Source organism: Ruegeria sp. B1, from assembly GCF_056535885.1.
The window spans coordinates 2,461,658-2,473,861 of the sequence record NZ_JBQFJA010000001.1; the positions used below are offsets into that span (position 1 = coordinate 2,461,658).

At 58.3% G+C, this 12,204-nt stretch carries 10 protein-coding genes and 2 pseudogenes; 4 read left to right on the top strand and 8 right to left on the bottom strand.

The annotated features are described in order from the left end of the window. Window positions 1-46 precede the first annotated feature (46 nt). Together ACR3ES_RS12190 and ACR3ES_RS12195 are read right to left on the bottom strand one after the other, a co-directional pair. The gene (locus tag ACR3ES_RS12190; protein ID WP_170432457.1) at window positions 47-592 is read right to left on the bottom strand and encodes a sugar O-acetyltransferase; all 546 of its coding nucleotides are present in this window, start codon (window positions 590-592) and stop codon (window positions 47-49) included. A 9-nt stretch (window positions 593-601) separates the two neighbouring features. Continuing rightward, window positions 602-1,357 carry a 3-hydroxyacyl-CoA dehydrogenase gene (locus tag ACR3ES_RS12195; protein ID WP_170432454.1) on the bottom strand — a complete coding sequence of 252 codons (756 nt, stop codon included), beginning with the start codon at window positions 1,355-1,357 and terminating at the stop codon, window positions 602-604. 185 nt (window positions 1,358-1,542) lie between these two features. Here ACR3ES_RS12195 and ACR3ES_RS12200 point away from each other — a divergent pair, with 185 nt between their 5' ends. Further along, the gene (locus ACR3ES_RS12200; protein ID WP_170432451.1) at window positions 1,543-2,166 is read left to right on the top strand and encodes a hypothetical protein; all 624 of its coding nucleotides are present in this window, start codon (window positions 1,543-1,545) and stop codon (window positions 2,164-2,166) included. A 90-nt stretch (window positions 2,167-2,256) separates the two neighbouring features. Here the strand turns inward: ACR3ES_RS12200 and tyrS are convergent, their stop codons facing one another. Beyond that, window positions 2,257-3,507 (bottom strand): tyrosine--tRNA ligase, encoded by a 1,251-nt coding sequence (gene tyrS, locus ACR3ES_RS12205; RefSeq protein ID WP_170432448.1) that lies wholly within the window; start codon window positions 3,505-3,507, stop codon window positions 2,257-2,259. 85 nt (window positions 3,508-3,592) lie between these two features. Beyond that, window positions 3,593-4,885 (bottom strand): MFS transporter, encoded by a 1,293-nt coding sequence (locus tag ACR3ES_RS12210; RefSeq protein ID WP_170432445.1) that lies wholly within the window; start codon window positions 4,883-4,885, stop codon window positions 3,593-3,595. Between the two features lie 306 nt (window positions 4,886-5,191). Here ACR3ES_RS12210 and ACR3ES_RS12215 point away from each other — a divergent pair. Continuing rightward, window positions 5,192-6,267, top strand: a pseudogene (locus tag ACR3ES_RS12215) (anhydro-N-acetylmuramic acid kinase). Here the strand turns inward: ACR3ES_RS12215 and ACR3ES_RS12220 are convergent. Beyond that, window positions 6,233-7,123: a fatty acid desaturase gene (locus ACR3ES_RS12220; RefSeq protein ID WP_170432442.1), complete on the bottom strand. Its 891-nt coding sequence runs from the start codon at window positions 7,121-7,123 to the stop codon at window positions 6,233-6,235. The pseudogene ACR3ES_RS12215 and the gene ACR3ES_RS12220 overlap by 35 nt on opposite strands. A 119-nt stretch (window positions 7,124-7,242) precedes the next feature. Here ACR3ES_RS12220 and ACR3ES_RS12225 point away from each other — a divergent pair, with 119 nt between their 5' ends. Beyond that, window positions 7,243-8,145, top strand: a complete 903-nt coding sequence (locus tag ACR3ES_RS12225; RefSeq protein ID WP_170432439.1) for a hypothetical protein — start codon at window positions 7,243-7,245, stop codon at window positions 8,143-8,145. A 255-nt stretch (window positions 8,146-8,400) separates the two neighbouring features. Here the strand turns inward: ACR3ES_RS12225 and ACR3ES_RS12230 are convergent, their stop codons facing one another. From ACR3ES_RS12230 to ACR3ES_RS12240, 3 genes are all read right to left on the bottom strand, one after another. Next, a complete protein-coding gene (locus tag ACR3ES_RS12230; protein WP_170432435.1) occupies window positions 8,401-9,381 on the bottom strand; it encodes a universal stress protein in 981 nt (326 codons plus the stop codon). Continuing rightward, complete coding sequence (locus tag ACR3ES_RS12235; RefSeq protein ID WP_170432409.1) at window positions 9,378-11,105, bottom strand: cation:proton antiporter; 1,728 nt, start codon at window positions 11,103-11,105, stop codon at window positions 9,378-9,380. The genes ACR3ES_RS12230 and ACR3ES_RS12235 overlap by 4 nt, the downstream gene beginning before the upstream one ends. 90 nt (window positions 11,106-11,195) lie before the next feature. Further along, window positions 11,196-11,411: a helix-turn-helix domain-containing protein gene (locus ACR3ES_RS12240; protein WP_170432407.1), complete on the bottom strand. Its 216-nt coding sequence runs from the start codon at window positions 11,409-11,411 to the stop codon at window positions 11,196-11,198. 463 nt (window positions 11,412-11,874) lie between these two features. On the opposite strand from ACR3ES_RS12240, the pseudogene ACR3ES_RS12245 reads away from it, so the two are divergent. Beyond that, a pseudogene (locus tag ACR3ES_RS12245) lies at window positions 11,875-12,114 on the top strand (transposase); the annotation flags it as partial. Between the last annotated feature and the right edge of the window lie 90 nt (window positions 12,115-12,204).

Below are 12,204 nucleotides of genomic sequence, written 5' to 3' on the forward strand. Positions count from 1 at the left end.
GCATCCGTTGATCTGTACATAAAACAGGTGCTGCAGTACCGGGTGCTTAGCCGACAACTCGCGCCGGATTTCCCACGACCGTAACGCTTTCAGCCACATCCCTGGTCACGACACTACCTGCACCGATGATTGCGTTGTCGCCGATGGCAACACCCGGCAGGAGGATAGCACCGCCGCCGACCCAGACGTTTCGGCCAATGGTGACGGGCAGGGCGATTTCCAGGCCGCGCGCGCGCTCGACCGGGTCCTTGGCGTGCTGTGCGCAATAAATCTGGGTATTCGGCCCGAACATCGAGTCATCGCCGATCTGAACGCGCGCGGTATCCAGAATGGTGCATCCGGCATTAAAGTAAACGCGTTGGCCCAGATGGATGTTTATGCCGTAGGCGCAGTGAAAGGGGGCCTCGAATAAGCAGTTGGTGCCGGCATCGCCGAACAGGGCCTTTAGCTCTGGCGCCATCGGTCCGCGGGTCTCCGGATCGCAGCTGTTGTGCGCATGAACAGCGCGGCGTGCGGCGGCACGCAGCGCGTCCAGTTCCGGATCGACGCAGCAATACCACGCACCGGCTTCCATCTTCTCCCGCTCGGTCATGCTGCTGATTTAGCGCATCCGCAAGGCGCCGTCGATGCGGATCACCTCACCATTCAGATAACCCATTTCGACGATGAACCCGGCCAGACGCCCGTATTCCTGTGGGTCGCCAAGGCGGGCCGGGTTGGGCACATCGGCCGCCAGCTGTTGCTGCACGTCTTCGGGCAGACCCGCCAGCATCGGGGTCATGAAGATACCGGGTGCAATGGTCATCACCCGAATACCGGTCGAGGCCAGATCCCGCGCCATGGGTAGGGTCATGCCGACCACGCCCCCTTTTGAGGCCGCATAGGCCGCCTGACCCTTTTGCCCATCAAATGCGGCGATCGAGGCGGTGTTGATGATCACGCCCCGCCCGCCATCCGGCTCAGGGTCGTTCTTGGCCATCTCGACGGCTGCCAGACGTGAGACGTTGAAGGTGCCGACCAGGTTGATGTCGATTGTGCGCTGGAATGCGTCCAAAGGATGGGGGCCGTCCTTGCCCACTGTCTTGATACCGTATGCGATGCCTGCGCAGTTCACGGCGGCTGTGATCCGGCCCATATTGTCCATGGCCTTGTCAATCGCGGCGGCGACCGAGGCCTCATCGGTGACGTCTGTTTGCGCAAAATGACCGCCGATTTCGGTTGCGACCTGCGGGCCCCGGTCCGTATCCCGGTCCAGAATCGTGACCTGTGCGCCCTGCGCTGCAAAGTGGCGGGCCGTGGCCTCACCCAGCCCCGAGGCGCCGCCGGTGACAATGGCGGCGGTGGTGGACACGTGCATGGCAGGTTCCTTTTGTTAATTTGAACGTATGTTCATTTAACTGGATATCTCGTGGGCTGTCCAGAAATTCACGCGCTATTCTCAAGGTAACCTCAGCCTGTCCTCATGTTCTCTTAATGTTGGTGGCCCACATCGGCTCCGGATGCACTGTCACATTCAGGTGACGCTGCGTAAGGAGATACGCAATGCAAATGAGTAAACGAGTGAGGATGGCCGCATGGGTTGCTGCGCCTATCTTTGGAGCGATGGCGGCCACCAGTGCCGCGGCTGCACCCGAAGTCTGTAACTGGAAAACTGCGCGCGATGCGGCGAACAGTGGAGACTATGCGGCGATGTGCGAATGCACGCATGTCACACCGAGTTTTTTGCAGCGGCTGCAAAACCGGTCGGATTTCGCGACCACGCTGCAAAACACTGGCGCGATGTGTCCCGGACTGGCGTCTTTGCTGACCGATCTGCCGACGGCATCGATCAGCACTGCAACCGACAGTCGCGGTGAAGACCGGGATTCGGATCAGGTGGCGCAGCTTGGGCCGGTACAGCCGGGCGGGGGTGGCGGCAGCGGCCCTGGTAACGGCGGCGGTGGTGACGACCCCGGTGACGGTGGTGGTGATGACCCGGGCAACGGTGGCGGAGATGACCCCGGTAACGGCGGCGGCGGGGGCGATGGCCCCGGTAAAGGCGGCGGCAAAGGTGGCGGCAAGGGCGGCGACGGTAAAGGTGGCGGCAAGGGCGGCGACGGTAAAGGCGGCGGCAAGGGCGGCGACGGCAAAGGTGGCGGCAAGGGCGGTGGCAAAGGCAAAAGATAACTTTGGCTACACGTCGATCTGCGCGTCAGATACAAAACAAAAAAAAGGCCACCCTTTGAGGTGGCCGTTTCTTTTGGGTTGTTTGGGTCGTCAGCCCAACTGTACGAGAGCGTGGCGTTTCTTGCCGGCACTCAGTTTGATGGGCGAGGACAAGGCACCGGCATCGATCATAAGACCGGCATCTGTCAGCGGCGCATCGTCGAGCTTAGCCCCGTTTTCGGCGATCAGGCGCTTGGCCTCTTTACCCGATTTGGCAAGGCCGGACTTTACGATTAGCTGCACAATCGACATACCATCGCCCAGTTCGGCGGTGCTGAGTGTCAGAGTCGGCAGGTCACCGCCAACACCGCCTTTTTCAAACACCTCTCGAGCCGTCGCTTCGGCAGTGGCCGCGGCGTCCGCTCCGTGCAGCAGGGTGGTCACCTCATTGGCGAGGCGGATTTTGGCTTCGTTGATCTCGGAACCCTCGAGCGCACCCAACCGGTCGCAGTCCTCGACCGACAGTTCGGTGAAAATCTTCAGGAACCGGCCCACATCCGCATCGGTCGTGTTGCGCCAGAATTGCCAGAACTCGTAGGGCGACAGCATATCGCCGTTCAACCAGACCGCGCCACCTTGCGATTTGCCCATCTTGCGGCCATCGCTGGTTGTCAGCAGGGGCGTTGTCAGGCCGTAAATCTCTTGATCCAGCACGCGGCGGGTGAGATCGACGCCGTTGACGATATTGCCCCACTGGTCGCTACCGCCCATCTGCAGAACGCAGCCATAGCGACGGTTCAATTCAAGGAAGTCATAGGCCTGCAGGATCATGTAGTTGAACTCGAGGAAGGACAGCGACTGCTCGCGGTCCAGCCGGGATTTCACCGATTCAAACGACAACATCCGGTTGACAGAAAAGTGCCGCCCGATGTCGCGCAGGAAATCAAGATAGTTCAACTCGTCTAGCCATTCAGCGTTGTTCAACATCAGCGCGCCGGTCTCGCTGTCGTCATAGGACAGGTATTTCGAGAACACCTGTTTCATGCCCGCGATATTGGCGTCGATCTGTTCGGGGCCCAGTAACGGACGCTCGTCCGACCGGAACGACGGGTCGCCCACTTTGGTGGTGCCGCCACCCATCAGGGTGATCGGCTTATGGCCGGTCTTTTGCAGCCAGCGCAGCACCATGATGTTCATCAGGTGACCCACATGCAGCGACTGCGCCGTGGCGTCATAGCCGATATAAGCCGTCTGCACCCCGCTGATCAGCGCCTCATCAAGGCCCTGATAATCGGTGCAGTCGGCCAGAAAACCGCGCTCGATCATCGTGGCGATGAAATCCGATTTGGGGTGGTAGGTCATATCGTGCCTCGGGTTAGTGTTGCGCGGCACTGTATAGGCGGCAGGGTCAGCGAGGAAAAGGCACCTTTTCGCAGGAACTCCGTACCTACTGCGCAGGTGCCGCACGCGCCTGTTTGGTGGGGGGCAGACGGAACGCATAGAGCATCGCGATCAGGTTGAGCGCGGCCAGAATGAAGATCGGTGTAATCGGATCCTGCAGATGGGCCACCGCGCCCAAGATTGCGGCAAATCCAATGCCAACCAGACCAGCGATGACATCGCCAAGGGCGACGAGATAGGGGCGTTCTTTCTCGTTGGTCATTTCGATCACATACAGGTAGCGGCCGTAGATGACGCCGTTGCCGCCCAGCGATAGCAACAGGATGACCAGCGCATAAAGCCAGACGTTCTGTGCGTAGCCCATCATTGTGAACCCAAGCGCCAAAACAGCGGACAGGGTCGAGATCAGACAACCCAGCCACATCACCGGTTTGACCGTGATCCGCCCGCTGAGCCAACCCCAAACGATGGAGCCAATCACCACACCGGCGCTCGCCGCCATTACGAAATAGCTCAGCGAGTGTTTGGTCCCAACATGGTAGGTTGCGGCGTGGATCGTATAGAACGGCATGGCCAGCTCGACCGAGACAAAGATCAGCCGCGCCGTCAGGAATTTTCTGTACCAGGGGTACGCCATGCCGGTTTTGAAACCGGTTTTCAGTTCGGCCATCGGCTTTGGCTTGCGCGCGGGTTTTGGCGCGGCTGCGCGGTCTTCTTCGAAAATCCTGACCCCGGCAAAGCTGATCCCGGCGGCAAACATGGCAATCACGCCGCACCACATCACCACAATATGGCGCTGCATCGGTTGGTCCGAGACCAGAAGGTCCTTGGTGAGCCAGACAACGATGATCGCGAGAATCCCGGAGATTGTGGCTTGAGCAAAGACCATACGGTTGCGTTTGGCGTCCGGGACGGACACGCCGTAGATCTGGCTGGTGCCCAGGCTGGTGATACCCTGACACAGGCCCATGACGATGGCCGTGACGAGGAACAGCAAGATCACCATAAGTTGTGGCAGAGTGGTTGCAGACAGGGCCAGTACGGCCAGAACTGTCCCGGTCAGGATGTTCGGAACATAGACTGCAAGCTTCGCGCGGGTCACGCGGTTGATGAAGGGCGAGACGAAGATTTCGGCGATCAGGCGCGCACCGGTGACGAACGGCAGCAAGAGGCCTGCTATGAAGGTAGGAGCCCCAAGTGCGAGATACAGGAACGGTAGAACCAGCCGGGGGTTGACCAACTGATTGCCAATGGTTGCCAGCGCACCGGACCAGAAAATCAGCTGATAGTTGCGTCCTTCAACCGATTTGGGTTGGGTTGGTGTCTTCGATTGGCCCATTGATCTTCCGTTACGCACTGTCCTGCGGTTCCAATATTTAACAAGGCTTGCGCAGATACTCAAATTACGCAACGGGCCTTGGGCGGCTGCGAGCCAGTGGTGTTGGCCACATGCCGCTGACGCTCAAAAAAGTTGCTATTGGCCCAGCATGGGCCTTGCCTTGCGTTTCGATTAAAGGGCAGGCTGCAGCAGCTACGTAGCCTTGGAGCACAACCGGGGCGCGTGGCGATGGCAAGCAAGAACAAGCAGGAGTGAGGTGTGGACTTGTCCATCAAGACCAACCGGGCGGTTAAGGCCTTAGGGGCTATGTCGGGCACGTCACTGGATGGGGTGGACGCCGCAATCGTTGAAACGGACGGGCATCGGATTTTCAACTTTGGCGAGACCGGGTATCGCGCCTATTCCGAAGCCGAGCGATCCCAACTGCGCGACGCGCTGGGACACTGGCATGGATCGCAGGTCAAGACTGCGGATGAACTGGTGACCCGCGCCCATGCCGAGGTGCTGTCGGAGTTTGAGGATGTCGATCTGATCGGCTTTCATGGTCAGACGCTCGCGCATGAGCCGCGCGGGCGCGGCACCTTGCAGGTGGGCGATGGGTTCGGGCTGGCGCAGGCACTTGGCCTGCCGGTGGTCTGGGACTTTCGTAGCGATGATGTGAAGTTGGGGGGCGAGGGCGCGCCACTGGCGCCGTTCTTCCATTTCGCCTGCGCCAAATGGATTGGGGCCGAAAAGCCGCTGTGTTTTCTGAACCTGGGGGTGTGGGAAATCTGACCTATGTGGACCCGTCCTTTGATGGGCCGGACATCGCTGGCGCGTTGCTGGCGTTTGACACTGGTCCTGCCAACGCGCCGGTCGATGATTTGATGCGGGCGCGTCGTGGCGTGTCGATGGATCGCGATGGGGCGGTTGCGCGCGGGGGGACGGTGGAAACCGGCGCTTTGGAGCTGTTTCTGGCCGAGCCGTTCTTTGCACGGATGCCACCAAAGTCGTTGGATCGGAACGATTTTGCCGAGATGATCGGGCTGGTGAAAGAGCTCAGCGACGCGGACGCCGTTGCGACCTTGACCGGCATGTGTGCGGCGGGCGTTGCGCAGGGGATGGAACACTGCCCCAAGCCACCGGAGCGCGTACTGGTGACCGGCGGCGGGCGGCACAACCCGGTTTTGATGGAGATGTTGCGGGTCTCGCTGGACTGCCCGGTGGAACCGGTCGAATCCGTGGGTCTGAACGGAGATATGCTCGAGGCGCAGGCCTTTGCCTATCTCGCCGTGCGTGTGGCGCGGGGTTTGCCGACCTCGTGCCCCGGAACAACCGGCGTTCAGGCACTGGTGGGCGGCGGCACTGTCAGCGCCCCAGAGCGCGCGCGTAGTCTGCCGTAAACGCCGCATAGCCTTTGGACGTGGATTTCAGATGCGCCCGCGTCCAGTCGTGCAAGGCGGGCAGGTGGTGGAATGGCACGTTGGGAAAGGCGTGGTGTTCCGCGTGATAGGGCATGTTCCAGGCCACAAAGCGGATGATCCGGTTGGTGAAGGTGGTGCGCGAGTTCTCCAGCATATCAGCGACCGAGGGACAGAGCCCATGTTCCGCCAGCAGATACAGCCGCAGAAACGGCTGTCCGATCAGCACCGACAGCAGCCACGCCCAGAACAGGGTTGAGGTAAAGAACAGGCTGCCAGCGGCGATAGCGTATACCGCCAGAAGAATGAGGGCTTCGATCCGGATGGCGCGGTGCTGGCGCTTCGGCAGATAGGGTGCCTCGATCCGTCCGCTGGCATTGCGCATCAAAGTGCGCGCCATGCCCGACCAGTACGGCCATCCGCTCAGATAAACGGCCATGCTGCGCCAGTTATCGGGACGGGGTTTACCGGCCAGTTCAGGATCGTTGTCCGGGTGATTGGTCCATTTGTGATGTGCCAGATGGAAATAGCGAAACCAGGTAAAGGGCAGGGCGATCGGGACCGAGACCAGATGACCGACCGCGTCGTTCACCCAGCCGGTTCTGAACGGCGTCTTGTGGGTGCATTCGTGACTGAGGGTAAAAAGAAAGACCAACAGGATCCCTTGCGGCAGGATCAACGCCGGCCAAAACGGGACTTTCAAAGCAATCCCGGCGCTGCACGCGGTCAGAGCGGTCAGGTGAAGAGTCAGGTGCCAAAGCCCGGCCGCATCAGAGCGTTCTTGCAGCCTGTCCTTGGCCCCGGCCGGCATCGAGGCGATCAGTGCGCGATGGTCCATACAGCTCACACTGCCGGTCCATGACTGTGCTGACAAGTCCTGCGCACTGCCCGGTTCTTGCGTTGAAGGGCTCTTGGGGCGATAATTCCGCTATTGTTTGAGCTATTGGAGGATTGGGTATGATTTCCCAACAGGAGTTCCGTGTCCTCGAACAGGATGCGCAAAGCGGGTTGCCGTTTCAGATCAGCCTGAAAGCCGTGAACAAGAGTGTTGGATTGGTGGCGCTGGGTTTGCCCTTTGCCCTGCTCATCGCCGGCAGGATCAGCGGAGCCTGCCCAACCATCGATTCCATCAGCCATTATTACTACACCCGACTGGGCGGCGACCTGCTGGTCGGGGCGCTCAGCTTTATTGGTGTGCTGCTGCTGTTTTTCTACAGGCTACCGGACCACAAGGCCGGAACCACGGGACGTGTCGACGGCTATCTGGGCCATAAGCCACTGGATATCTGGCTGGCCCGTTTCGCGGGTCTGTGTGCTTTTGGTGTCGCTTTCATTCCAACAGATGGTACAGGCTGCGAGCGCTTTGGTGGCAGCATGGCAAGGGTGTTTCTGGGCAACGCCCAAGGCGGGCATGCCCCTGGCGCTGGCGCAGTAGAGGGAAACATCGGGTTCAATTTCTGGGGTGGGCCGGATGCTGTAAATGTCATACTGGAAAACCTGCACTTTATCTCTGCGGGCGGTATGTTCCTGGTGCTGGCCTATTTCTCGATTGTGGTATTCCGGCGCCCGCAATCCTTAAAAGCGATCCGTCAGGATGCCCAAGGCGCAGTCGAGCTGTCGGCCACCAAGGGTCAGCGAAACCTTTGGTATCTGGTCTTTGGATTGCTGATCCTGCTGGCGATTGTTGCCTTGCTGATGAAGGCGGTCTTTATTGATGAGGGGTCAGAACGTTGGTTCTGGTGGAACCAAAACAACCTGACCTTCTGGTTCGAGGCGCTGGCCCTGGTGGCGTTTGGCCTGAGCTGGAGCATGAAGGGCCGGCTCTGGCCGTTTAGCCGCATTTCGGACACTGGTGCCTGAGGTTTGCTGTTGAACGGCGTACGAATTTGACGTTTAGGCAAAAAAGCTAACCCAAGTGTCTAAAAACGAACAGGCTTACCGGATGCGGCGAATGGCTGATTTGAGCCCAATCCTACCTTGTCTTGCTCCTAAGCTACTGCACTGATACGCACAGGTCATGCCAGAGTTTCATGGGAATAGCGATCTGCTTGAGAATCTAGAAGTCGCGAGTTTGGTAAGGCGGGAAACTATAACAACAACTGTGGTCCCAGACTGTTACGCACCAAAAAACGGGTTTGCAAAACCTTCTGGTTTGACGGCGAGGACCGGGCAATCCAGACTGTTGAGTATATTTTCGGCTGTGTTTCCGATCAGCACACCGCTTATGCCTGTTCGCGCAACGGTGCCCATAACCACGACTTCAGCCGAAACTATGCGACTCTGTTCGTGTATGACCGCTTCTGGCAGTCCGCGTATCATGCGCGGTATCAAACGCACCCGCGGTCCGAGGTTCTTGCGCATATGGCCAAGGAGGCGCTCCATTTCTTCATGCCGCGCGTCGAGGATTTCGTTGACGTATCGATCTGCCGAAAGGCGCGCATCTCTGGTATTGGAGAACGCCCAAATCATGCCATCGCCGATCGCGTCCCATGCATGCAGCACGATGATCTCACACTCAGATGCATCCCCAATTATACAAGCGGCATGGATCACGCGGCGGTTTAGTTCAGCCAGTGTCTCTGGCTCCGCAGCGTCCTGAATATCCAGATCGACTGTGGCCAGAATACGTCTTGGCGCTTTCGATGGCACGCCCATCACAAGCCAAACGGGACATGGGCATTTGCGCAACAGATGTTGATCGGTGCTGGCAAACAGGAAGCGGTCAAAACCTGACAGCGGTTCAGCCATCTTAACGACGACATCGCAGTCCGATTTTGTAACGTGCCTGATGATTTCAAGATACTCTTTGCCGACCACCACTGAAAGACTGATCGAACCGTTTGGTATGAAAGTGGCCAACCGCGCTTCAAGCGTCTGATGTGCCTGTTTGATCGCATGTTCCATCAGCGTGTCAGAGTTTGCACCGGATACCCGAGAGAGGATCGATAAATCATGCGGCGGCTCCACACAGGCGATGATCTCCAGCGACGCTCCGTGTGTCCTAGCTAGGTTGAGCGCGCTTTTGACGGCAATCATCGCGTCGGTGACGTCCGCGACTGCCAATATCTTCTTCGGTCTGTCCAAACCCGGACTCATGCCAGCAACTCCTTCTGGCCCTCGGGATCTTCGGTCAGAGACTTGGGCGCGGGCGCGTCGCGCGCGATCATCCGGGCCGCCGCGAAGGCAGCGTCGCGGTATGGCATCAGAACAAGATCCGCCTTCTCCACCCTCAAAGCATCCGCCGACGCGTCCTGATGTGCGGCAACGGCGATCTTTCCCCGATAGCCGATCTCTCTTACGGCCTTCAGCAACGCATGGCGGGGATCGTCATGGGTGAGCCCGGTTGCGTGCTCGGGAACCGCCATCACCAGCCATTCCGCACGCGCCAGTGGCAGGTGTTCCAGAAATTCTGGATCAGTCGCATCGCCGAAGATGACATCGAAGCCTTGCGCGCGAGCATGCCGGACACTCTCGGGGCTGAAGTCGACGCCGAGTATGCGCTTGCCACTGTCCCGGAGTGCTGAAGCGATGCCTAAACCATACCGACCTAAGCCAAAGAGGATTACGTCATGGGGACGCGCCGCCTCTGCAGTGTTTTCATCTTCGGCCGTTGGATTGCGGCGCTCGAAGATGCCGAGCGCAGGTTCAAAAAACGTGTAGAGTTGATGGGAATAGGTTATCATGTAAGTCGATGCAGCAATGGTCACGAGACCGACAAGCGTCACGAGGCCAAGGGCCTCATCTGCTACATGACCGATCGCAACACCCATCGCCATGAAGATAAGGGAAAACTCACTGATCTGAGCCACGGTTAAACCGGCAAGAAAGCCCGTGCGCTTGCGAAAGTTCATGGCCCCCATGATGGCAAGCACAATGAGCGGATTGCCGATCAGCACAAACAAGGACAGAACCAAAGCCGGCAGGACGCTCGCCCCGAGCACGGAAAGGTCCAGAGACGCTCCGAGTGCGATGAAGAAGAACAAAAGCAAGAAGTCCCGCAACGACGCCAACCGCGCGGCGATTGCTTCGCGGAAGGGCGTAGATGCTAGGGAAACACCTGCGAGTAGCCCCCCGAGTTCCTTGCCGAAGCCGAGGTAATGGCCGACAGCAGCAAGCAATGCCGCCCAACCGATTGTAAAGGACACCAAAAGCTCGGGCGCACGGGACAGACGTTCCACCAACGGGTTGGCTACATACCGGATGAAAAGAACTACGAAAGCGAGCATCGCCAATCCGTAGCACAGCACGGTCAGTACCTCGGACACCGCATTATCGCCCTCCGCAGCAGCGCCGCCCACACCGATCGCCGAAAGCGCTATCATGGCGATAACGACCACGATATCCTGCACAATCAGAAAACCAAGGGCGATCCGTCCGTGCAGTGCATCGATCTCGCGCTTATCGGACAAGAGCTTGACGATGATGATCGTCGAAGAAAACGTCAGCGCGATGGCGACATAGATGGCTGTGAGAGCATCTAGTCCGAGGATGAGTGCCAGAATAAAGCCGAAAACAGTGGTGAAGGCTACTTGTCCAAGTCCGGTGACAAGCGCCACCGGGCCAAGCGTGCGCACAAGGTTGAAATCGAGTTTCAGACCCACAAGAAAGAGCAACACCGCGATGCCCAATTCAGCCAGTAGATCGATCTGAACGTCTGAACGCACGATATCAAGCAACGATGGACCAGCGAGGATACCCACGGCAATGAAACTGACGATCAACGGCTGGCGCAACAAAAGCCCAATAAAGCCAACGCCAGCGGCGAGCACCAGCAACGCCGCGATCTCATAGAAGATGTAGCCTTCGATGGCTTCGGTCATTTATGCTGATTTCCCCTGGAGCAGGTTACAATTCAGAGCCGTTGGGCGGCACCGGCTTCAATCCCATCTGACAAGTCCGAGTAAGCACGCTCACGGCCGGTCAAGCTTCACCTCGTCTCGCCAACTGGGTTCGCGGGTTGCATGTTCGTTGACAAAAGCCTCAAGGTCCTTTGCTGCGACCCGGAACTCCCGCCCAAGCTTCACCGCTCGAAGCTTCTGCTGGCGAATCCAAGAACGAACGGTCGGTTCGCCAACTTTCAAGAGTTCTGCAATGTCCTGGGTCGTCAGAAACGGCTTGCTCAACATGGGTCGCTCCGTGAATGGATTTATCAATCAAGGACTATCAGATATTACAAATAACTGTCACTGATGTTCAGATGCTTTCAAATTATTTAAACGAATATTGATTGTATCAAACTGCCGCAAGAGATTTGTATGATACGGACGGATGACGTAAGTTGGGACCAGCCTACCGCACCGCGCCTTGTCAGATTCACTTATTAATGCTGCGATACCGCAAACGGCCTCGCTCGCTAGATTTCGAGGTCCGAGTAACGTGCGCACATGGCGCCAATTCTCTCACTGCTATTGCCTTTGACGGCGCTCATTTTTCCGTCTATCGCAGTTGGCCTGCTCTTTCGGCGGCGCCGGCTATGGCGCTTCTCGAGCGGCTTTGGCGGCAGACCCGCTATTTGCAACCCTTGGGTCAGGACCCATTGATTTCCGGCGAGTGGCATGATTCACGGCTCAAAAAAAACGGGCGGTGAACATGTCTGATCTTTTCTGGCTGACAAAGGCACAGATGGCGCGTCTTGAGCCCTTCTTTCCCAAGTTCCACGGTAAGCCTCGTGTTGATGACAGCCGAGTACTGAGTGGGATTATCTTCATCAATCACAACGGCTTACGATGGCGTGATGCACCCCCAGCCTATGGACCCCATAAGACCCTGTACAATCGTTGGAAGCAGTGGAGCGACAAGGGCATCTTCGCACAGATGATGATCGGGCTGCATGTCTTCTCCTTAGAGTCGGTATTTTACCCATGACTTTGGTTTGTGTGTTTGCCGTTACAGCAAAAAATGATGGCAAGGTTGTTTGCA